Genomic DNA, 20,760 nt, shown 5'->3' with positions numbered 1-20,760 from the left:
TTAAAAAGACTACATAATTAAAATGTTAATGATACAGACGCAGCAACTCCAGCTGACTGTTTTTCATTGTTCACTGTTGTTTAACGATATGGCTGATTACATTACAGCGCATAGCATTGCCATGCCTGTATTACAAAGCCCGGCACGCAGGATTTTCATAACAGGAAAATTCAGATTAGACGATTAATTTTTTTAGCTGTTAACGATACATTTTAAAAATCGCGGTTTATTTTGGTTGGATGATAATCTTATTACCATCTTTTTTGACATTGGCTTCCAACATGGCCGCCAATACATCACACAATGCTGCTTTGGTTTCTATGAGCACGCGTCCATTGATATTTGTATCCCGGAATTTTTGCGGTTGCAGTATTTCTACTTCATATCCATAATTGATCCGCACCAATTCTTTTATTTCATCAATGGTGGTGTTCTCAAATTTATAATCTCCGTCTTTCCAGGCGGCATATAGTTGCGGATTTACATGATCCATATTCATGTGATGTTCCGCTATCACTGCACGTTCTCCCGGATGCAGGAGTAATTCGCTGTTAAAGGCATTGGTTTTTACCATTCCTGTATTTACCACTACTGTTGAATAATCCTTATCATCATTTACGGTGAAAGAAGTACCCAGTACGGTGACCGTCATTTCCGGGGCATGTACGGTAAACGGTTGGTGGGTACCATGTTCTCCTGCCTTTTTAACCACTTCAAAATAAGCGCTTCCCTGTAGCCATACTTCACGCCCACCGTCCTTTACATCCTGGTATTGCAGCGATCCTCCCGGTTTTATCCATATCCGGGTACTATCCGGCAACAACACAATCTGCACCCCGGGTTTCGGGGCAACCAGTACCATTTGCGGTGTTGCCTTGCGGGCTGTGAGTAAGTATGTAGTGATTCCTCCTGCCAATACCAGCAGCAGGATCACAGCCGCATACTTTAGCCAGCCAGCGCTGCCAACCCGTTGTAATTTTGTGGCAGCAGGTGCGTTGCCTGTTGACAATCGTGCCATTACCTGCTGCCAGCGCGCTTCCCCATCAGCTGCTGTTATCTGCGCCGCCAGTTGCTGGTCCAGGATATCTTTTATTTGATAGTACTGCTCCCTGTTGTCAGGAGAAGCCTGTATCCATTCCAATACCTGTGCAGACTCTGCAGGGGTTGTCTGCCCGTCAATAAACTTTATTACAATCGTATAATCCAATCCGTTATTATTATGATGAGGTGACATGTCGTTTATTTAGACGATAAGGGTAACATTACTACGTACAGCAATCAGGAATTTTTTTTATTTTTTTATAGATGCGGCAATGCCGGAAGAGATCCCGGTCCTGTATATGTATTATAATATACTACAAAGCAGGTAATTAACTCTCCGTACAATCCCACGAAGTTGCTTAATAGCTTTATATAGTTGCGTTTCTACCGTGCGGGAAGATATACCCATTACTTCAGAGATCTCCGTGGTTTTAAGCCCTTGCCGGTAGCGGAGCTTCACTACCTCCCTGCATTTAGGCGGCAAGGCCTCTATGGCCTGCCATACACTCGACTCCAGGTCGTTTTGCTGGAGTAAGCTCTGGTGTGGGCCATCCGGGTTATAATAATCGAGTTCTCCCAGTGTAAGGTCTGGTAAGGCCGCATTTACATAACGCTGATGCACTGCCTGGTGCCTGATATAATCCAGACAACTGTTATGGATACAACGAAACAGGTAACTTTTGATATTGGTAGCGATGTGCAGGGAAGCACTTTTTTTATGTAGCTGTACAAAAACATCCTGCACAATGTCTTCAGCAGTTTCACGCACTACAAACTTACCCGCATAAGCCAGGAGCATGGCATAACACTCTTTGAACAACTGCTCAAGAGCTGGTAAGTCTTGCTGATACAACGTGGCGGCGTTTTGCCCTTCATCTGCCGGCTTCACCATGGCTTGAGAAAAGTATTTTGTTACAATTATCCAAGATAATCACAATAAAATTAATATACAATACCGAAGATAATGGGGAAGCACTTCAAATCCATTTAAAAATGTCACGATCTACCCCCTAAAATGTCTTTTCTGCACCGCAGCAATTACAACTATCAATAGTAAATTCGTACTGCATCAATCTTTCAGATCATGGAAAAATATAGCTTAGATAAGGATATAAAAGTATTCTACGTAACAGCCACCTCTTTTCCGGAAGGTATTCCTGCCGCGTTTCAACAACTGCATTCATTGCTGCCAACCACTAACGGAAGGGAATTTTTTGGTATCTCCTATCCTAACCCAAAAGGAGAAATTATCTATAAAGCAGCGGCAGCAGAATCTTTCCCTGGTGAAGGAGAAAAATACGGCTGCGAAACCTTCCTCATTAAGAAAGGCGACTTTATGAGTGAACGTTTAAAGGACTGGCGCACCGATGAAATGATGGTGGGACAAACATTTCAAAAGCTGTTATCCCATCCAGATTTAAACAGGAATGGTTATTGTCTGGAAATGTTCCTGAACAACGACAAGGACATGCTTTGCCTGGTACCGCTGGTATAATGCCGGAAATCTTTTTTACTAGTCAATATAACTGCAAAAGTAAATACAGGCATTTATCTTCCTTAATTCCCTGCTGCATTTTTGCTGCTAAAAATTATTTTCCCTTTGCTGATGGTGTAGGCAACATTCGAGAAAAATTTGCTGTTCTCTTTTGGGTCCGCGGTCAGCACAACTATGTCAGCATCCATTCCTGCAAGGATACGACCGGTTTTATCAGCCATCCCAAATCTTTTGGCCGGGGCAGTGGTTAAGGATGTCAGGATCTGTTCAAAGCTCATTCCCGCTTTGGACATAAACTCAAATTCATCCGTTGTGGTATAATCTGCCACATACCCTACATCTGTACCAAATAAAATCTCCCCGCCGGCTTTCGCATATGCTCCTACCTGCTGTAGCCCGGTATTAATCAGCGAGCTATTGGCTGTTGGAAAACCATTTCTTTCAAGTTCCCATTTAAAAAGTTTTAACGTTGGGATCAGGGCTACCTTATGTTGTAACAGGTTATTGATAGTTGCTGTATTCCAAAGTTTGCGATCGTCTGGTGCAACATGCGCCAGTATATCAACGCCGCTTTCGATGGCTATATTAACACCGGTATCTGAAGTAGGATGGGCAAAAACCAGTTTGCCCAATTTATGCGCGGTATTAACCGCTGCTTTGATCACTTCCAAAGGCATAGGCACTACCCGCTCACCATTGGGAGAAGCAGACCAGAGCTTGATAGCATCAGCACCTGATTGGATCTGTTTAGATACATATGCTGACGCCTCTGCTGCCGTACCTATCTCGTGAAGTTTAAGGGGCTTAATATAAAAAGGGCTTCCATCCGGAGGTGCAAAAGGCACACCAGCAGTAAGGATAGCAGGGCCCTCCACTTCTCCGGATTCAATTCTGGCGCGAAGCGCCAATAGGTTGGCTAAATCAAAAGCGGCCAGGTCAAACACATGGGTGAAGCCGCGGCTATTAACCATATCCTTCAGCTGATTACTTAGCTGAGACGCCGGAAGACTATCGGCATGTTCCCATTTAGGTTCAATAAAGTGCACATGGCAGTTCCAAAATCCGGCCATTATCACCATCCCTTTACAATCAATCACTTTCATACCCCTGGGTACTTTAATAGCCTTCACATCTCCTACAGCCGTAATTTCACCATGCTCTATGAGCACAGCTCCCGTCGCTAAGGGAGGGGCGGATGGTCCCAGGTAGATCTTGGCGCCTATCAATGCTAAACCCTGATTGGCAGCGGGAGTTTGCGCTGATAACGGTAAATAAAATGCAATGAATAAAACTGTCAGTAAGTTCCGCATTTGATTACTTTATTTAATTTTGGTTATATCCAAAGCTACATATTCAAATTGATTCTTATGCTATAAAAATCGGCATACCTGACAATTTATTTTGCTATTGTTTTCATCAGGTGATCTTTTCTTATTTTTACCACTTGCTTATGCTTTAAATACTATAATATGCCCGCATCAGGAGATCTTACACTTATTGCACAAAAATGGCTGAATGCTTTTAATGAACGTGATCTTGAAAAATTATTATCCTTGTATCATGATCAGGCAGCGCATTACAGCCCGAAATTAAAAATCCGGCAGCCGGAAACCAATGGCATGGTTAGCGGTAAACAAGCATTGCGGAGTTGGTGGCAGGATGCCTTTGAACGATTGCCCACCTTACATTACAAGGCTACTACGCTTACTGCAAATGACCAGCGCGTATTTATGGAATACATCCGCCAGGTAGCTGCGGAACCCGATATGCTGGTAGCAGAAGTACTGGAAATACAGGATGGATACATTGTTGCTTCCCGGGTATATCATGGATAAACCGGAAACAATAAAAGATTGAATAGCTAAAAAAAGAAGCGTAATATGATGCAGTACAACTTAGCCCTGCTGGACAATCCCGTCTGGCATGCACTGCAAACGACCCATCAGAAGTTTGCTATTGGAACACCTGTCATCCAACGATATCCGGCGCACATTTTACCTTTTATAGGATATGAAAAATCTGCTGTCAATCCTTTGAATGATATACTGCCCTGGATAACTGCGAATGAAAAAGTGTTTATTGTAGGAGATTTGCCGGCCCTTCCCGTTTCGTGGTCTGTATTGGCCAACCTCGACTGTGCACAGATGATCTGCCCGGAGCTACCTACTGCTCCGGTAAAAAACACGATGGAGATTTTATCATTATCCCAGGAAGATAATGAAGAAATGTTTGCATTAATCAATCTTGTACAGCCGGGTTTCTTTAAAAGAGGCACACCATTGCTGGGTAACTACTACGGCATTAAAGTGCAGGGAAAGCTTATTGCAATGGCAGGACAAAGACTTGGTATGCAGGGGTTCACAGAGATCAGTGCAGTGTGTACTCATCCGGACTTTACCGGTAAAGGGTTTGCGCAGCAATTGGTTTTACATTTGTGTAAAAACATTCATGCGCAAGGTACCATACCCATTTTACATGTTTTAAATACGAATAAAAGAGCTGTTGGCCTTTATGAGTTGTTAGGATTTACAAAGAGAAGAGATATTCCCTTTTGGCAGATCATATATACAGGAAAGCCTTAACCTTCACAAAGATGCACTGTTATTCAATTTTAGTGCATGTCGCAAACACCCCTTATGAAAGTCCGGGTCACACCGCCTTCAACTAAATCAGGAAGGCTATTTTTGTGTTGATATCAACAACGCAAATTATTTTCTATACGCCTAAATGAATCAAAATGAAAACGAGCATTTCAAATCAGAAAATCAGCGCTAATCTTTGGTTTAACACGCAGGCCGAAGAAGCTGTGAACTTTTACCTGACTGTTTTCCATCATGCACAGAAAGGAAGCGTTACCCATTATGGTAAAGAAGGTTATGAAATTCATGGAATGCCGGAGGGGACAGTCCTCGCCATAAAATTTTTGATTGAAGGACAGGAATTTGTAGCCCTGAATGGTGGTCCGCATTTCCAGTTTAATGAAGCCATTTCATTTATTGTGAATTGCGAAACCCAGCAAGAGGTAGACTACTACTGGGATAAGCTTACCGCTGGCGGAGATGAAAAAGCACAGATGTGCGGCTGGCTCAAAGATAAATTCGGTGTATCATGGCAAATTGTTCCAACAATCCTGAGTGATATGCTGGGAGATCCGGAACCTGCAAAAACAAATAATGTTATGCAGGCTGTATTTAAAATGAAGAAACTTGATATCAGTAAACTGAAAGAAGCATATAAAAAATAACAGGAAGCCAACAGCACACAAAGTATGTTATTGATCGTGATTCATCTGTAAAACAAAAATCTCTTCACCCTTGTGAACTGCAATTCAACGCTGAAGATTCCTCCCCGTACCTCATCGGAATGACATCTTTTTTTATAATTTTACTCGTTTGCCGCCGGGTTAACGGGTGGTTCCCATAGTTCAATGCTGTTCCCTTCCGGATCAAGGATGTGTACAAACTTGCCGTAGTCGGACACGGCAATCTCGTCAAGTATCGTAACGCCATCCTGTTTGAGTTGCAGCACCAGTTCCTCCAGATTTTCCACGATGTAATTCACCATAAACTCCTTCTTTGAAGGCGCGAAGTAGGTGGTATCATCAGGAAACGGGTTCCAAACGGTGAGACCTTTTTGATCAGGGTCGTCGCTTTTCCTCCACTCAAACATGGTACCATAGGCATCCGTTTGAAAGCCGAGGTTTTTGGCGTACCATTCTTTCAGTTGATCAGGATACTTACTTTTAAAAAAAATACCACCAACACCTGTTACTTTTTTCATGGCAATAATTTGTTTTTAAAAGTAAATGTACTTTTTTAATCAAATTAAAAGGAGAATTTTATCAACATGATTTACTTCATCGCTGGTAAGATAAATTTTAACTACCCACACTATCCGTTATAGAACCAAATAATTCAACACCAATCTAATGGCGGAGAGCGGCTTCTTTAAAAGAGAAGCCGCTTTTTTTAATGGTCAGAAAGTTTTTTGTTATTTATTGAAAGTTATTTATATTCACATAACAAACTGCTACATAACTGCAGTACTCGAAATAATCGCGATATCCTAATGAAAAGCTAAACCTCAAGATGTAGATACTAAGATTGTCCTAGTAATTCAATTTTGAAACCCTTTTAAACTATTCTTCTGGTAAATTTTTAATCATCAAAGAGCAAAAGCTGCTCCGATAGTTTTTACACTTTATTTCCCCATCAACTGCACGCACTTAACAATAAAACTTGTTATTAAATCTTTCATTTTTCACCTCAAAATCACATTATCATGGGTATCATTGCATTTTATGAAGGCAACAACGCCACTCAGAACATTGTTCAAACTGTTGAAGATTATCCTGGTCAGGATTTTCGCCCTGTTCAAAATGATGAAATCAGATCTGCAAAAATTTATGATGTCAGACCTGGTTGCGAAATAAGGGTGTATGATTCTCCTGATGGCGCTACGAATGATGACTTTTGTATTGTTAACGTGAAAAGACCAATACCAGAGTACGTCATTGGTACGTTCGAAAGAACTTACGAAGATGAATTTGTAAGGGTGACGTTCATCCGCAACAATGGACTGGATGGAAAAATCTCCCGTATAAGGGTTAATTAATATTAACACCCGGACTAAAACATTACATCTGGGTACGATTGCGTACCCAGATGTTAAAACATACTTTGAAATAGCCCTGAATCGTGCCATCTTTTCTTTTCCCTCATCCTACTGCCAGGAAATTCAAACTATTTACTACCTTAATACTTTAAGCATACAGTGCCGATATATTTACGCTTATAAAATTACAAAACATTGGTTTACAAGATGATTATATAGCATGAATTAAAAGATTCATCAATATTGTCCATTGACCAAATATTGAGTTGTTATAAGGCTTTAAAACAATTAAAAATTTAAACCAATGAAAGATTTCTTATTTGCATACAGAACAGATTACGGTGCAGTGCCTAAAGGTTCACCTGAAGAAATGCAAGCCAACACAAAAAAATGGATGGATTGGATAGGCAGCATAGCAGCCCAGAACAAATTGTCTGATCGTGGCAACCGGCTGGAATCATCCGGCAAAGTACTAAAAGCAAATAATGTAATTACTGATGGGCCTTATACAGAAATCAAAGAGTCGCTCGGTGGTTATTCAATTGTAAAAGCTGCTTCTATGGAAGAGGCGATCGAATTAGCTAAAGGATGCCCTATCCTGGCCACTGGCGGCAATGTGGAAATCAGAGAAATAAGCGTATTGTAAAACTTCTTTTTAATTAAAAATCTATAAAGCCTTTGTAATATTACATGTATTACAAAGGCTTTTATCTCATGGAGAAAAATGAACTGCTACCGCATTTATTCAGGACTGAATACAGCAAGATAACCGCTGTATTATGCAAGCTTTTTGGATTTGAGCATATTGAAATCGCGGAAGATATAGCAAGCGATACCTTCCTATCGGCCTCTGAAATATGGGGACTGAAAGGCCTGCCCGAAAACCCTGTGGCATGGCTTTACACTGTTGCAAAAAACAAGGCTAAAAATCACCTGAAGCACGAGGCCATTTTTAATAAAAAAATTGCCTCGCAATTAAGCCGTTCAGCAACTGATACAGCAATCCCGGAAATTGATCTGTCAGTAAAAAATATTAAGGACAGTCAGTTACAAATGATATTTGCTATCTGTCATCCTGCCATTTTAGCGGAAGCGCAAATCGGATTAGCACTTCGTATACTTTGTGGCTTTGGCATCAACGAAATTGCTGACGCCTTTTTAACCAATAAAGAAACGATTAGTAAACGATTACAGCGGGCCAGAGATAAACTAAGAGCAGCACAGATAAAAATAGAATTTCCCGGCGAAATAGAAATAGACAAACGCCTGGAAACTGTGCTCAGAACACTGTATCTGCTCTTTAATGAAGGCTATTACTCCGCCAGCCACAATAGCTCTCTTCGTAAAGATCTTTGCTTTGAAGCAATGAGATTAACTTATCTGCTTATTGAAAATGAAGCAACAAACATACCCGCCGTAAATGCATTGCTTTCATTAATGAGCTTCCAGTCATCAAGGTTTGAAGCAAGAATGAACCAGCAAGGCGAAACTGTTTTGTACGATGATCAGGATACGAATCTGTGGAATGGAGAACTGATAACCCAGGGTGAATATTTTTTAAATGTTGCCTCGCAAGGTAATGACATCTCAAAGTACCATCTGGAAGCCGGCATTGCATACTGGCATACCATTAAAGCCGATACAAAGGAAAAATGGGAGAATATTCTGCAGTTATATAACCACTTACTACAAGTGGAATATTCGCCTATTGCCGCACTAAACAGAACATACGCCCTTTCTAAAGCAAATGGAAAAAGGGAAGCCATCATAGAAGCCCAAAAACTAAATCTGGCTAATCACCATCTGTACCACGTACTTTTGGGCGAACTATACACCGGTATTGACAACCCCAGGGCCCTATCCTGTTTTGAAAAAGCACTCACGCTGACCAACGCTTCTACAGATAAAAAAATCATCTCACAAAAAATGCTGCTATGCAGATAGATGATCAGCGTGGCGAATTCAGACATCAGTTAACTATATATTTCCGCTATTGCATGTTTGTATTTTTCCATTACCACCTTGCGTTTCAGGCTAAGCTTGGGTGTCATTTCCCCACCTACAATACTCCATTCCTCCGTCAGTAGTTCAAATTTTTTGATCTGTTCAACATGATTAAAATACTGGTTATAGCTGTTTACCACTTGCTGATACATTTCCAGTACCCTGGGTGCTGTAATGGCAGCTTCATTAGTAGTATAAGGAATATTTTGCCGGTTCATCCAGTATCGCAGGTAAGTAAAAGCAGGCACTATTAAAGCGCCTACAAATTTTTCTCCGGCGCCCACTACCATCAGCTGTTCAATAAAAGGGCTTTCCTTAAACTTATTTTCAATGGGCTGTGGAGCCACGTATTTTCCACCGCTGGTTTTAAACAGTTCTTTCTTACGATCAGTTATTTTTAAAAATTTATCATCTACCCATACTCCTATATCTCCGGTGTGTAACCAGCCATCAATCACAGTTTCAGCAGTAAGGTCGGGACGTTTGTAATATCCTTTCATCACTGATGGCCCTTTTACAGAGATTTCTCCATCTGCTTCCAGTCTCACTTCAAGTCCGTTAATAGGCGGTCCTACTGTGCCAAACTTCATACCCCCTGCGGTTCTGCGGTTCACACAAATCACCGGGCTATTTTCAGTGGGGCCGTATCCTTCATATACCGGGATGCGCGCTGCATTAAAAATACGCAGCAATTTTTCCTGGCAGGCAGCACCACCTGTTACAATATATTGGATATTGTTGCCCAGGGCCTGTCTCCATTTGCTGAATACCAGCTTATTGGCGATGGACAGTTGCAGGTTGTACCAGCTTCCTCCGCTGATATTGTTATCATACTTTGCTGCCAGCGATACTGCCCAGAAAAATAGTTTACGTTTAACGCCTGTTAACCCGTTGCCGGTTGCCATAATCTTTTCAAATACTTTTTCCAGCAAACGCGGTACAGTTGTAAATCCGTCCGGATTAATCTCTTTCAGGTTAGCGCTGATGGTATCTATACTTTCCGCATAATAAATACCTATGCCGCTGAACAGGTATATATAGGTAACACATTTTTCAAAAATGTGATTCAATGGTAAAAAGCTAAGTACCCTGGATTGCGGAGCGTCATTAAAAGGAAAACTTTCTTTGGAAAAAAGAACGTTGGTGACAATGTTGTTATGCGTGAGCATTACCCCTTTAGGCGTGCCGGTAGTACCGGAAGTATAAATAATAGTTGCCACGTGATGACGATCAATGCTTGCTTTTAACGTTTCCACATGCGCCAGTAACTCGTTGGTGGCGAGATCCGTTACAGTGGACCAATGCGTAGCACCGGGTATTTCATCAAAGGTGTAAACGTGCTGCAAAGAAGGTACGCCTTCCTGTATGCTCAACACTTTATCCAGTAGCTCCTTATTGCTGACGAAGATATATTTCACAGCCGAATCCTTGAGAATAAACTGTAGCTCAGCAGGATTGGTAGTGGGATATACAGGTATCAATATAGCGCCGGTTTGCTGTACAGCAAGATCTGTAAAAATCCACTCAGGACGGTTATTGCTGATAATAGCAATTTTATCTGCTCCTTCCGGCGTAAAGTCGTTGCCTCCTACCCCCAGTTGCAATAAGCCCGCACTAAAACGGTTCACAATTTCGCTGACATTGGCAGTACTATAGGTTTTCCAGGATCCATTCACCTTAGCTGCCAGCATATCCGGCTTCGGAAATTGGGCTAACTGACAGGCAACTGCATCAAAAAGTCTTTGCTTCGGAACACTATTCATATAGGGCGTTTAGTAATTATATTAATATCAGTTGCTATAAATATACTAAACAAAAGAGAAAATCCTCACTGATAAAAGGTTCCGTGCAATAAGTTTTTTGGTCAAAATACCAGGTCACAATTTATCTCCACTTCATCTATATTTGCACCCCGTTTTTTATAAAACTCAATAGCTTTTTTGTTCCAGTTGGAGACTTGCCAGCGGACTTTTTTACAGTTCTCTTTCTTAGCAATTTCAAATACGGCATCCATTAGCTTTGTGCCGGTTTGTTGTCCGCGATACTCTTCAATTACATATAAGTCGTCGAGGTAAAGCGATTTACCTGTCCATGAGTAATAGCTCATAAAATAGGTAGCAAAGCCAATGATTATGCCATTATCTACCGCAACAAGACATTGAAAATAATCCTTGTCCTGTATCATTTGGGGTAAGGTGATAGTCACCTTTTCAGGTGTTTTTATGAAAATCGCAAATTCTTTAATGAGCTTATAGATTTGGGCGAAATCACTTTCAGTGGCTTTTCTGATGTCTATTTTCATGGATGATTGCATTTTGAATTACAAAATAAAGATTTAATTTCTGGAAAATATAAGCCCTGCCCGATGGGCAGGGCTTAAGTTATAAAAGTTTGGAACTGTTTATTTATACAATTGATTAAACAACAACTTGAATGTGCTGTGCGACTGCCCTCTGAACGTGATCTCAGGCCCAAAGGCATACAGTTTGCCCGCACCAACCGGCGCAACAAATGCAGCAATACCATCCTTCAGGTATTTTTGTCCCCATGCCCAACCACTATGCAAAGGTTTATCTGTAGAAAACCACATCAACTTTTTAATATGCGAGCCGGTGGTATCTGCTGTGAATTTAAAGACCGGGCTACGCTCAAAATATACATCATTTTTTGCAGGCATGCCGCTGTTCTCAGCAGCAGTAGTATCCAGATCCGCCATCAACAGGCTGCCGGGAATATAATATTTAGTACCGGCCAATGGTTTCCATTCACCCTTGCTGTTCTTTTCCATCAATGCATTTTGCACCGGTAGTTTGAGGTGATATGCCAGGTTGGTACTGCTGCCAATAGTCACGATCTGTCCGCCATCTTCCAGGAACTGCTTCAGTTGCGGAATAGAAGTATCTGCTGTGATCTTGCCCAGCCAGGAACGGTACTGTGCCGGCAGCTCTTCCGGTTTAGGTGGTTTGCTTTCAGCATCGTTCCGTGGCTTTTTAGGTTTTCCTGTATCAGGAATAGCACCGGTGGCAAAGATGATCATATCGTATTTTTTACGCAACGCGCCCGCATCAATCGCCTTCGTATAAATGAATTCGTAGTTGAAATGATATTGTTCCATTAACCAGCTTATCCAGCCGGCTGGAATAGAGCCACCATAGCTATTCCAGATGGCAATGCGCATCGGGGTAACTGCCTTCATGCCTGGCGGACGCTGCTCACTAACGGCAACGGCTATACCAGATTCTGCGGCGCCTTTTTCCAGTATCGCCTTTGCTTTGGCAGATGCAGGAATATAGAAAGCGCCGGCATCTTTTACACCGGCCGGTAAACGGAACACTTTTGCGCCTGCTTTCAACAGATCGTTTACAACAATAAAAGCATTGTTGATCCGCGGATCAATGAGGTAGCCCGTTTTGGCAGCTGCTATACTTTTAGCCGGTGGCGACTGCAACACACCGTACGGCACCTTTTGAAAGGGTCCGTCGAAGTTATCCAGGATACGATCAAACTGCACGCCCATCTGGAAAGCCAATGTCCAGCCGGCTGCGTCGTAAGGACGGATAGGCGGACCTCCTTCGTATTGAAAATCGTTGGGGTGATCCTGTGGTTCAAACATATCCATTACATGCGGGCGAAAAGCCTGTGTTGTTTTAACGATATAAGATCCTGCCGGATATTTTTTCCCTGCTACCATAAAATCTGCTGTAGCTTTTTGTACTGCCACACCAGACTGTATCAGCGCATTGATAAATTTCACTGCCGTAGGAAAATCTGCCTGATCTGCCGGGAGAATATAACCACGGGCATCCCGCAGTGCAGGATCTTTTAATACTGCATCATAATATTTAACGGAGATCGTATCTTCTTTCCCAAACGAAAACTCACCACCACCCTCACCTTCCGCACCTGGTTCTTCTTTTCGCTCGCTTTTTTGGGTTGCTTTTATCGTATCAATATACCGCGGATAGAATGTCCAGTTATCCTTGCTGGCACGCGCGATAGCATTACTACCCATGCGGTAGATATTAAACAATAACTCACTGCGGTAACGTGCGGCATAATCCAACACCGCGTAATTCAGTGAAACAGAATAATCAACAGACTGCCGGAAATGCCACAGCTGTGGTGCTACGGGATTAGGTGTAGCGCCGTTAGGAATCAGGCGCTCCGGTACCAGCGGTATCTTTTCCGGTGCAGGCCCTCCAATTATTTCAGTCAGGAGTCCTATCATATTATGAAAGTAAGGCGTAGTACGCAAGCCGCCGTTCCACCAGGTAGAGTACTGAGAACCGGTACGCTGGGTATACCCCGGCTTGCCTTCCGCATTCAGGCGATTGTTCATAGCAGCACCTACCGCATCAATACTGGTTACTATCAGCGGATCATACACATAATTGAACGGATCGCGGTACGGAGGACCCGCCAGTACAGAACCTGCAGGTCCGCGCTGGTGATGGTTATACATGATCTGCGGGATCCATTCTACAAACAGCTGCCGGCTGATGTTCTGACTCTCTTTCATATTCATCATGTAGAAATCACGGTTATTATCATGCCCTACATATTTTTCGTATAGCCGTGGTATATTGGTAGCGCGTTTTTTGGGGTCTGGCTCCCGCATGTACCAGTCAGATACCAGTTCTTGTCCGTCAGGATTAGCATGTGCTAACAGGATAATATCATTTTGCAGGATCTCCATTGTTTCGGGATCGGTGCGGCTTACCAGTTGCCACATGGTTTCAATGAGTTGGTGTGTACCTACTACTTCTGTAGCATGCAGGCCGCCATCGATCCATATCACCGATTTGCCTTCAGCAGCCAGACTGCGGGCCTGTTGGTCTGTCAGGCCTTCTGCATGGGCCAGTTGCTGAGCAATCTCTTTATAACGTTTTAAATTTTTTATATTTTCAGGAGAAGAAATGATGAGCATATATTGATGCCGCCCTTCTTCCGTCATGCCAATATCCACCAGTTGTGTGCGGTCAGAAGCCGCCAGCTTTTTAAAGTAAGCTTCCGTTTGTGTATAGTTGGCCAGTTTATAATCATCTCCTATATTAAAACCGAAATGCTCTTTGGGAGATGGAATGATTTGCGCCCACGCGATAGCAACATTCCCCAACAGCAGGGCTAACAGGCAGTAAAATTTGTTATTCATACGGGTAGATCAGTTACGGATTATCAATCGGATTATATTGTTACTTTGTTATGCCTGCTTCTGCCAGCAAAATCAGCAATGTCCGTGGTATGGCCAATCACCTGATTCGCCTTTGGCTTCAACACAAATATTACTAAAAAAAAGTAACTATTCTAAGTCCATATATATAAACCTAACAGAAAATAATTGACGGCTATTACAAAGCAGCATCATATCACAGCAGGAGCAAACAAAATCACATATAAGACGTTACTTAGTATGACTGGACGTTAAGCCTAAATACAACTTCTCAATTCTTAAATTCAATACTATGGGAACGAAACTGAATATTGTGCTGGTGCATGGAGCCTGGGGTGATGGTTCGCACTGGCGCCATGTTATTCCGCAACTGGATGCGAAGGGTTATCGGGTAACCGCTGTACAGAATCCGCTCACGTCATTGCCGGATGACATCGATCGCACAAAAAAACTGGTAGCGGCCCAAAATGGTCCAACATTGTTAGTAGGCCATTCTTACGGCGGAATGGTGATTACAGGTGCCGGTCATGAACCCAATGTTGTTGGCTTAGTGTACGTTGCTGCGTTCGCTCCGGATGAAGGAGAAACACCTGCACAACTTTTCGCACGGAGAGACCCTCCGTCAGGCGCAGCAAGCATTCGCCCTGATAGTAATGGTTTTCTCTGGATTGCCCGGGAAGAATTTCATCAGAGCTTTTGCCAGGATCTGGGCAAAGAAGAAGCATTGGTAATGGCATTAACACAAAAACCTATTGCAGCGCGTTGTTTCGATGATAAATCCGGCGCTCCGGCATGGAAAATAAAACCAAGCTGGTATCAAATATCTGCTAATGACCACATGATACCACCGGAAACAGAACAATGGTTTGCAACACGAATGAACCCTGAAAAAACAATTACATTAAATGCCAGTCACGCCTCTATGGCTTCTCATGCCGGAGAAATTGTAACATTAATTGATGAAGCAGCGCGTGCTGTATCTTAATCAATAAGATGTCTGTCTGTTGGATTATGCAATTTTCTTTTGGGGAGATCTGGATTTAATAAATATCAATGCCATCAGTCCTCCTAAGAAGCCGAGGCCTGCCGACATACGCATTATTTTTCCGTAAGCATCAATAAAGCCTTCGTGATACATCTTTACGACGGCTTTTTTATTAATGATATCAATGCTTTCCGGCACCATCGCATTTCCAAGATTGATCGTCTGCGCAATTACTGCTTGCTTTTGTTGCGGATCAAGCGGTAACGTCTTAATCTCTTTTTGTACGGCTGCTGAAAAAAACAGCACCGCTAAAGATCCAAAGACTGCATTTGCAAAAACACCGGCAATACGGGTAGTGGCATTATTGATTCCTGATGCAGTACCGGACAGATGATCACTTACTGCACCCATTACTGCGGCTGTAAGCGGTGCTACGGTGAAAGACATGCCTAATCCCAACACCAAAAAACCCGGGAAAAAAGTAGTCCAGTATTCAGCAGGCCCCTGTGTTTGTTTTACAAAAGACAACATGAGCAAACCGGTACCGGCTAAACACGGACCTACTATCAGGAATAACCTTGGTCCATATTTATCGGCAAGGCTACCCGCAAACCGTGCAATGGTGATCATTAAAACCGTAAAGGGCAGAAAGGTAAGCCCGGATTGAAGTTGGCTGTAACCCTGTACCTGCACCATGTTCAGCGAAAGGAACAGCATTCCCGCACCAAGACCGGCATATAAAAAAAACGTAAGCAAGTTGGTACCGCTAAAGGTTAGATTAGCAAATAAACTTAAAGGCAGCATGGGATGGCTGCTTTTACTTTCTACAACAATAAAGACAATGAGCAGCAGCAGGCCGGCAGTAATTGAACCGTACACCTCCGGGTCGCTAAAGCCCAAAGATGGCATTCGCAGGAAACCAAAGGTCAGCATAGCCAACCCAACTGCAATAAGAATTGCCCCTGGAAAGTCCAGGCCTTTTTGACTATCCTTATCCCGGCTTTCAGCTACTTTCCGCCACAAAAAAAACAGTGCAATCATGCCTATAGGCACATTAATGAAAAAGATATAACGCCACAAACCTGCATCAGCCAGGGCGCCGCCAAGCACCGGACCTCCCATGGTGACTAAAGTAGTAATGGAAGACCAGGTACCGATGGCCTTACCTCTTTCATTTTCGTTTATTGAAGAAGAAATTAATGACAGACTGCCCGGTATCATCAAGGCGCCCCCAATTCCCTGTATCATCCTGAAGGTAATCAGCAGTGTTGCGCTGCTGGCAAGACCACAGGTGGCAGAACCCAGGATAAAAATAAAGATGCCGATCATAAACACTTTTTTACGACCCAGTTTGTCGCCAAGGGAACCCCCTATCAATATGAGTGAAGCCAGCATCAGCAAATAGGCATTCAATACCCAGAAAAGGTCCGCCCCCGAGGCTTTTAAATTCCGTTGCAGGGAGGGCAATACAACATTAAGTGCCGTAGCATCTATAAAAGCCATAGCAGAAGCCAGTATGGCGGTAACTATAATCCATCTGCCTTCGGTACTCCGGAGTGCTACGGTTGCCATAATTCATTGGATTTTTATAATCAGAACTTATTCAAAATCTCTATGACATGAAAAATTTCATCTTCTGTATGAATAAAAGAACAAGGCAGACTTAATGTGCGCTGATGAATTTTTGCGGAAATTGGATAATCATAGCCGGTTAAATAGCCTTTTAGTGCCGGTTGATCTTGTGGTGCTACCGGGTAATGAATTTCAGTAACAATATTGTTTTCTAATAAATAATGTTTCAATTTATCTCTTTCCGGATGCAGGATATTATAAATATGGTAAACACTATAAAAATCAGTGTCCTCCCTGGGCTTTATGAAGGAATCGTTTAAATAAGCATTATAAACAGACGCCAGCTTTCTTTTATGCCGATTGATCTCATCAAGGTGAGGCAGCTTAATTCTTAAAAAAGATGCCTGTAACTCATCCAGCCTGGAATTATACCCGATCACGCCATTATGATATTTTTTTTCCGAACCATAATTTCTTAATTGTTTCAGCTTCAAATAATCTGTTTCTGATTTACAGATAATTGCGCCGGCATCACCAAGTGCACCCAGGTTTTTTGTTGGATAGAAACTAAAGGCACCAAAATCACCAAATGTTCCGGCCAGTTTGTTTTTATATTTTGCGCCATGTGCCTGGGCACAATCTTCAATTACTTTAAGCTGGTGATGAACGGCGATTTCCATTATAGGATCCATTTCGCAACATTGTCCGTATAAATGAACAACCATGATGGCCACCGTTTTTTCGGTAAGCGACTGTAGTATAGCCTTAGGATCTATATTATAGGTGCTGCTGTCCGGTTCAACCAAAACAGGCACCAAACCACAGTGTATAATGGAAAGAATCGTTGCGATATAGGTATTGGAAGGTACAATCACCTCGTCTCCTCTTTTAAAACCACAACACTGCAGAGAAAGGATAAGGGCATCAAGGCCGTTGGCAACACCAACAACATATTTCTCCTGGTGATAGTCCGCAAATTCCCGTTCAAATAAAGCAACCTCTGCTCCCAGGATATACCAGCCTTTATCCAGGAAAAGGGCAAACTTATTTTTTAATTGTTCTTCAAAAGGATGATTAAGTGTTTTCAGATTCTCATATGGTATCATATGGCTCGTATATATAATCTTTGGGATCGAATTCGGTAGACGCCAGTACCAAAAGAATTGCATCCGTTGAGAAGTCATGCATCACATGCCAGTCCTCAGGCATTAACAACAAGCATTTTTCAGGGCTGTCTAAATCAAACACCTCTGTTACTTTGCTGTTGTTGTTGGTTATTTTACAAGAGCCTTTAATACAAATAGCAGCCTGACGGGTTTCATGGTGCCTGTGGCCGCCGCGATCTGTATTATCCACTGAATAGATATAAAATACCCTTTTGATTTCAAAGGGTACTACGTGATCCAACACCGTTAGTGTTCCCCTAGTGTCTTTAAACGTCTGTATGCTGATTAAATTCGCCATTTACAAGTAAGTATTCATCAATTAAATCAAGTATTCCGGGGCTATTAATCATATCAAATTTTCTTGCAAAAAGCATATTGGAGTTTACAATATTTTCAGCATCGCTCTCATTCAATACTTTCGGGTTAGCCCCACCCGCCGACCAATCAATATAGCGGTAATTATTATTAATGACTTTATCTTTATAATCCGAATTTAGCAGAATGGTTTGAAAAACGAATTCGTCACTCGCCCAGCATAAAGAAAAGAAACGCCTTAGTTTTTTGTCATGACTCACTTTGTTAACTACGTACAAAGCAGCTTCAGGACTTAACATCCAGAACATTGATTTACCATAAGGATGTAACCCATAAGGCATGTTTCTCTTTGGAAAAATTTTATTGACCAGGTGTTGCAGCCAATATTTTCCAATGAAATTATAATCTGAAAAGTAATATTTCTCCATTCTTATCAAGTCCTCTGTCCAATCGTTTTTTATATCACGATAGCTCAAAAACTCTCTCCCGATATTCATAGAAAGGAAATCATTAATAAAGGTAGCTGATTTGATCGGATAATCTTGCCCGCTCAGGAAGTTGATAAAGTCGTACTGAATTCCGGTAGCTACGATCTCTTTAATGCATTCAAAAGTTGTAAGTACGGTGCTGAATCCGGCCCATTTAACATCCATCCTCTTTTTGATGAAATAAACATTGGGTAATGCTTTTAAAAACAAATGTGGTTCAATATCGCATTTCTTATCTACATGTATATAAAAGTCAAAATTTTTGTGGGATAACCTTTTGATCATCCTTTCAGTTAGTTTAGGGTCCGTGTAAGTTAGAATCAGATGAGCCGTACGCATTTTCCTTTCAGAATTAGTGGTATTTTAGTGGTATTTTAATTATTCACACCGATTAATTAATAACCCCGTAAAATCCAGCATTTAGATTAAAATGATGTTAAAGGTTAAATTTAGCTGATAATTTTGAACAATTGCAATAGAACAAAGGCTTTATAGGTGCAATTTTTTAAAATAGTTCCCTTCAATGCTCCTGTTAACCGCTGGGAATGCACACCAAAGGGTTTAAGCTTGTTAAAACCCAAACGCCCGACTTAGGGGCGATGCTGCGCTGCTACCAGCCAACAAAAAAATAGCCGGCATTCCTTTTCCGCAGGATTGATGGGGCCGGTATGCATCACCCAACCTATTCGGAGACGCTAAAGGATGCTTACCTGATCGCAAGCGGGCAAGGCTATCAATATATAAATGCTTTGATTAAAATAAAAAGGACAAAACAGGGATAAACCCGTTTTGTCCTTTTTATTTTAATCAAAGCATTTATTAACCTGGGTGCATGAACAGAAAATATTTATTATAGATTTTTGTGCTGTTAAAATATAACAGCACATGAAAACAACTAAAGAGATTAACCAATGGGGTGTCCGGTCTGTATCCTTCTGGATGACCATGCTGATTGCCCTGGGAATTATTTTTGTAGGCGCCAAATTCCTCATCAGCCCCAATTTGGGCGCGACCGATTTTGGCATCCCCTTCTCCAATACCAATGATATCGCTTTTGGCAGGATAAAAGGAATACGTGACATCTTCTCGGGACTGGTACTTTTACCGCTTTTAATATTAAAGATGCGGAGAGCTGCTGCCTGGGTATTCACCGCTGCCATCATTATACCGGCTACCGATTGCCTGATCGTTTTTGCAACAAATGGCCCTTTAGATATACAGCACCTGCTGATCCACGGCTTAACCGCGGTATACATGATGATAACCAGCTTTTTACTTTTCAGGAATTAACCATTAAACCTACTTTGAATATGAGCACATTGATTTTATTCCAAATTTTTCTGATCCTACACCTGACAGGATTAACTTTAATGGCAGGGACTACAGTTGCAGATTATATTACCTTCAAAACTTTTTCAAAACGGTTTGAACAGGAAAAAGAAGGATCGTTGAACTTATTGGATCTAATGACAAAACTCTCCGTTCTTTTAGGTATCGGCGCGGCACTCCTGATCGTTTCAGGAATAGGTTTAATGTTCAGTACCGGGGGCGTTTTTGCCCACCAAATTTGGTTCAAAATTAAACTGATGCTCATTCTTATGCTTATTCTGAATGGTTTTTTAGTAAAGGGCAGACAGGAATCAAAACTAAAAAAGAACATTGATGGAAACAGCTCAAATCTTCATGAACAAATAAAGGGAACAATACTGCATCTTAAAACATTTTACCTGGTGCAGATGGGGATATTCTTTGTGATTATTATTTTAGCGGTCTTTAAATTCAACTAGATATTTGGTTTAAGTTGATCTGACTTAATGCCACAAGCACTTTAAAGCCGCATAGATCGTACGATCTATGCGGCTTTAAAGTGCTTGTTTCTTTGATGTGATCCCTGTGGTACAGAAAGTACT

General features: G+C 41.8%; 22 protein-coding genes. 11 read left to right on the top strand and 11 right to left on the bottom strand.

All coding sequences use genetic code 11. The annotated features are described in order from the left end of the window. Window positions 1–28 precede the first annotated feature (28 nt). On the top strand, window positions 29–187 hold the full coding sequence (locus tag CLV51_RS29240; RefSeq protein ID WP_158267126.1) for a hypothetical protein: 159 nt from the start codon (window positions 29–31) through the stop codon (window positions 185–187). A gap of 39 nt (window positions 188–226) precedes the next feature. Here CLV51_RS29240 and CLV51_RS23185 read toward each other — a convergent pair whose 3' ends face one another. Next, a complete protein-coding gene (locus CLV51_RS23185; protein ID WP_106530487.1) occupies window positions 227–1,234 on the bottom strand; it encodes a FecR family protein in 1,008 nt (335 codons plus the stop codon). Between the two features lie 111 nt (window positions 1,235–1,345). After that, complete coding sequence (locus CLV51_RS23180) at window positions 1,346–1,933, bottom strand: RNA polymerase sigma-70 factor (RefSeq protein ID WP_106530486.1); 588 nt, start codon at window positions 1,931–1,933, stop codon at window positions 1,346–1,348. Between the two features lie 192 nt (window positions 1,934–2,125). Here CLV51_RS23180 and CLV51_RS23175 point away from each other — a divergent pair, with 192 nt between their 5' ends. Then, complete coding sequence (locus CLV51_RS23175) at window positions 2,126–2,536, top strand: transcriptional regulator (protein ID WP_106530485.1); 411 nt, start codon at window positions 2,126–2,128, stop codon at window positions 2,534–2,536. Window positions 2,537–2,598: 62 nt separating this feature from the next. On the opposite strand, the gene CLV51_RS23170 is transcribed toward CLV51_RS23175, so the two are convergent. Continuing rightward, the gene (locus CLV51_RS23170; protein ID WP_106530484.1) at window positions 2,599–3,846 is read right to left on the bottom strand and encodes an amidohydrolase family protein; all 1,248 of its coding nucleotides are present in this window, start codon (window positions 3,844–3,846) and stop codon (window positions 2,599–2,601) included. Between the two features lie 159 nt (window positions 3,847–4,005). Between CLV51_RS23170 and CLV51_RS23165 the strand changes: the two genes are divergently transcribed. The 3 genes from CLV51_RS23165 (at window position 4,006) to CLV51_RS23155 (ending at window position 5,780) form a co-directional block, all read left to right on the top strand. Beyond that, complete coding sequence (locus tag CLV51_RS23165; protein WP_106530483.1) at window positions 4,006–4,371, top strand: nuclear transport factor 2 family protein; 366 nt, start codon at window positions 4,006–4,008, stop codon at window positions 4,369–4,371. A 45-nt stretch (window positions 4,372–4,416) separates the two neighbouring features. After that, on the top strand, window positions 4,417–5,118 hold the full coding sequence (locus CLV51_RS23160; protein ID WP_106530482.1) for a GNAT family N-acetyltransferase: 702 nt from the start codon (window positions 4,417–4,419) through the stop codon (window positions 5,116–5,118). Window positions 5,119–5,273: 155 nt separating this feature from the next. Continuing rightward, window positions 5,274–5,780, top strand: a complete 507-nt coding sequence (locus CLV51_RS23155; RefSeq protein WP_106530481.1) for a VOC family protein — start codon at window positions 5,274–5,276, stop codon at window positions 5,778–5,780. 140 nt (window positions 5,781–5,920) lie between these two features. Here CLV51_RS23155 and CLV51_RS29660 read toward each other — a convergent pair whose 3' ends face one another. Next, complete coding sequence (locus CLV51_RS29660; RefSeq protein WP_106530480.1) at window positions 5,921–6,316, bottom strand: VOC family protein; 396 nt, start codon at window positions 6,314–6,316, stop codon at window positions 5,921–5,923. Window positions 6,317–6,817: 501 nt separating this feature from the next. On the opposite strand from CLV51_RS29660, the gene CLV51_RS23145 reads away from it, so the two are divergent. The 3 genes from CLV51_RS23145 (at window position 6,818) to CLV51_RS23135 (ending at window position 9,094) form a co-directional block, all read left to right on the top strand. Beyond that, the gene (locus CLV51_RS23145) at window positions 6,818–7,150 is read left to right on the top strand and encodes a hypothetical protein (protein WP_106530479.1); all 333 of its coding nucleotides are present in this window, start codon (window positions 6,818–6,820) and stop codon (window positions 7,148–7,150) included. Window positions 7,151–7,454: 304 nt separating this feature from the next. After that, window positions 7,455–7,796, top strand: coding sequence for a YciI family protein (locus CLV51_RS23140; RefSeq protein ID WP_106530478.1), 342 nt, complete (start codon window positions 7,455–7,457; stop codon window positions 7,794–7,796). A gap of 44 nt (window positions 7,797–7,840) precedes the next feature. Continuing rightward, window positions 7,841–9,094 carry an RNA polymerase sigma factor gene (locus tag CLV51_RS23135; RefSeq protein ID WP_245898917.1) on the top strand — a complete coding sequence of 418 codons (1,254 nt, stop codon included), beginning with the start codon at window positions 7,841–7,843 and terminating at the stop codon, window positions 9,092–9,094. Window positions 9,095–9,123: 29 nt separating this feature from the next. Here CLV51_RS23135 and CLV51_RS23130 read toward each other — a convergent pair whose 3' ends face one another. The 3 genes from CLV51_RS23130 to CLV51_RS23120 form a co-directional block, all read right to left on the bottom strand. Continuing rightward, the gene (locus tag CLV51_RS23130; RefSeq protein ID WP_106530477.1) at window positions 9,124–10,917 is read right to left on the bottom strand and encodes an AMP-dependent synthetase/ligase; all 1,794 of its coding nucleotides are present in this window, start codon (window positions 10,915–10,917) and stop codon (window positions 9,124–9,126) included. Window positions 10,918–11,018: 101 nt separating this feature from the next. Next, window positions 11,019–11,456 carry a GNAT family N-acetyltransferase gene (locus CLV51_RS23125; RefSeq protein WP_106530476.1) on the bottom strand — a complete coding sequence of 146 codons (438 nt, stop codon included), beginning with the start codon at window positions 11,454–11,456 and terminating at the stop codon, window positions 11,019–11,021. A gap of 99 nt (window positions 11,457–11,555) precedes the next feature. After that, entirely contained in the window at window positions 11,556–14,306 is a 2,751-nt protein-coding gene (locus CLV51_RS23120; protein ID WP_106530475.1) for a M14 family metallopeptidase, read from the bottom strand. A 310-nt stretch (window positions 14,307–14,616) separates the two neighbouring features. Here CLV51_RS23120 and CLV51_RS23115 point away from each other — a divergent pair, with 310 nt between their 5' ends. Then, window positions 14,617–15,309 (top strand): alpha/beta hydrolase, encoded by a 693-nt coding sequence (locus tag CLV51_RS23115; protein ID WP_106530474.1) that lies wholly within the window; start codon window positions 14,617–14,619, stop codon window positions 15,307–15,309. A 24-nt stretch (window positions 15,310–15,333) separates the two neighbouring features. Here CLV51_RS23115 and CLV51_RS23110 read toward each other — a convergent pair whose 3' ends face one another. From CLV51_RS23110 to CLV51_RS23095, 4 genes are read right to left on the bottom strand one after another with little or no spacing between them, the layout of a single operon-like run. Continuing rightward, entirely contained in the window at window positions 15,334–16,881 is a 1,548-nt protein-coding gene (locus tag CLV51_RS23110) for an MFS transporter (protein WP_106530473.1), read from the bottom strand. 20 nt (window positions 16,882–16,901) lie between these two features. Continuing rightward, the gene (locus CLV51_RS23105) at window positions 16,902–17,987 is read right to left on the bottom strand and encodes a DegT/DnrJ/EryC1/StrS family aminotransferase (protein WP_106530472.1); all 1,086 of its coding nucleotides are present in this window, start codon (window positions 17,985–17,987) and stop codon (window positions 16,902–16,904) included. Further along, window positions 17,974–18,345 (bottom strand): sugar 3,4-ketoisomerase, encoded by a 372-nt coding sequence (locus CLV51_RS23100; protein ID WP_106530471.1) that lies wholly within the window; start codon window positions 18,343–18,345, stop codon window positions 17,974–17,976. The genes CLV51_RS23105 and CLV51_RS23100 overlap by 14 nt, the downstream gene beginning before the upstream one ends. Next, window positions 18,314–19,189, bottom strand: a complete 876-nt coding sequence (locus CLV51_RS23095; protein WP_106530470.1) for a beta-1,6-N-acetylglucosaminyltransferase — start codon at window positions 19,187–19,189, stop codon at window positions 18,314–18,316. The genes CLV51_RS23100 and CLV51_RS23095 overlap by 32 nt, the downstream gene beginning before the upstream one ends. Before the next feature lie 546 nt (window positions 19,190–19,735). Between CLV51_RS23095 and CLV51_RS23090 the strand changes: the two genes are divergently transcribed. Both CLV51_RS23090 and CLV51_RS23085 read left to right on the top strand, forming a co-directional pair. After that, a complete protein-coding gene (locus CLV51_RS23090) occupies window positions 19,736–20,140 on the top strand; it encodes a DUF4267 domain-containing protein (protein WP_106530469.1) in 405 nt (134 codons plus the stop codon). A 20-nt stretch (window positions 20,141–20,160) separates the two neighbouring features. Continuing rightward, complete coding sequence (locus CLV51_RS23085; protein ID WP_106530468.1) at window positions 20,161–20,637, top strand: DUF2214 family protein; 477 nt, start codon at window positions 20,161–20,163, stop codon at window positions 20,635–20,637. The last annotated feature ends 123 nt before the right edge of the window (window positions 20,638–20,760 follow it).

The organism is Chitinophaga niastensis (assembly GCF_003014755.1).
GTDB lineage: Bacteria > Bacteroidota > Bacteroidia > Chitinophagales > Chitinophagaceae > Chitinophaga > Chitinophaga niastensis.
This window is presented reverse-complemented; position numbering and strand designations above follow the sequence as displayed.

Bases quoted from the DNA above. Each gene is read 5' to 3' on its own strand.
- CLV51_RS23125 (WP_106530476.1), bottom strand. From the start codon at position 11,456: ATGAAAATAGACATCAGAAAAGCCACTGAAAGTGATTTCGCCCAAATC.
- CLV51_RS23155 (WP_106530481.1), top strand. From the start codon at position 5,274: ATGAAAACGAGCATTTCAAATCAGAAAATCAGCGCTAATCTTTGGTTT.
- CLV51_RS23130 (WP_106530477.1), bottom strand. From the start codon at position 10,917: ATGAATAGTGTTCCGAAGCAAAGACTTTTTGATGCAGTTGCCTGTCAG.
- CLV51_RS23120 (WP_106530475.1), bottom strand. From the start codon at position 14,306: ATGAATAACAAATTTTACTGCCTGTTAGCCCTGCTGTTGGGGAATGTT.
- CLV51_RS23170 (WP_106530484.1), bottom strand. From the start codon at position 3,846: ATGCGGAACTTACTGACAGTTTTATTCATTGCATTTTATTTACCGTTA.
- CLV51_RS23115 (WP_106530474.1), top strand. From the start codon at position 14,617: ATGGGAACGAAACTGAATATTGTGCTGGTGCATGGAGCCTGGGGTGAT.
- CLV51_RS23160 (WP_106530482.1), top strand. From the start codon at position 4,417: ATGATGCAGTACAACTTAGCCCTGCTGGACAATCCCGTCTGGCATGCA.
- CLV51_RS23185 (WP_106530487.1), bottom strand. From the start codon at position 1,234: ATGTCACCTCATCATAATAATAACGGATTGGATTATACGATTGTAATA.
- CLV51_RS23085 (WP_106530468.1), top strand. From the start codon at position 20,161: ATGAGCACATTGATTTTATTCCAAATTTTTCTGATCCTACACCTGACA.
- CLV51_RS23165 (WP_106530483.1), top strand. From the start codon at position 4,006: ATGCCCGCATCAGGAGATCTTACACTTATTGCACAAAAATGGCTGAAT.
- CLV51_RS29660 (WP_106530480.1), bottom strand. From the start codon at position 6,316: ATGAAAAAAGTAACAGGTGTTGGTGGTATTTTTTTTAAAAGTAAGTAT.
- CLV51_RS23105 (WP_106530472.1), bottom strand. From the start codon at position 17,987: ATGATACCATATGAGAATCTGAAAACACTTAATCATCCTTTTGAAGAA.
- CLV51_RS29240 (WP_158267126.1), top strand. From the start codon at position 29: ATGATACAGACGCAGCAACTCCAGCTGACTGTTTTTCATTGTTCACTG.
- CLV51_RS23175 (WP_106530485.1), top strand. From the start codon at position 2,126: ATGGAAAAATATAGCTTAGATAAGGATATAAAAGTATTCTACGTAACA.
- CLV51_RS23095 (WP_106530470.1), bottom strand. From the start codon at position 19,189: ATGCGTACGGCTCATCTGATTCTAACTTACACGGACCCTAAACTAACT.
- CLV51_RS23140 (WP_106530478.1), top strand. From the start codon at position 7,455: ATGAAAGATTTCTTATTTGCATACAGAACAGATTACGGTGCAGTGCCT.
- CLV51_RS23145 (WP_106530479.1), top strand. From the start codon at position 6,818: ATGGGTATCATTGCATTTTATGAAGGCAACAACGCCACTCAGAACATT.
- CLV51_RS23100 (WP_106530471.1), bottom strand. From the start codon at position 18,345: ATGGCGAATTTAATCAGCATACAGACGTTTAAAGACACTAGGGGAACA.
- CLV51_RS23135 (WP_245898917.1), top strand. From the start codon at position 7,841: ATGTATTACAAAGGCTTTTATCTCATGGAGAAAAATGAACTGCTACCG.
- CLV51_RS23090 (WP_106530469.1), top strand. From the start codon at position 19,736: ATGAAAACAACTAAAGAGATTAACCAATGGGGTGTCCGGTCTGTATCC.
- CLV51_RS23180 (WP_106530486.1), bottom strand. From the start codon at position 1,933: ATGGTGAAGCCGGCAGATGAAGGGCAAAACGCCGCCACGTTGTATCAG.
- CLV51_RS23110 (WP_106530473.1), bottom strand. From the start codon at position 16,881: ATGGCAACCGTAGCACTCCGGAGTACCGAAGGCAGATGGATTATAGTT.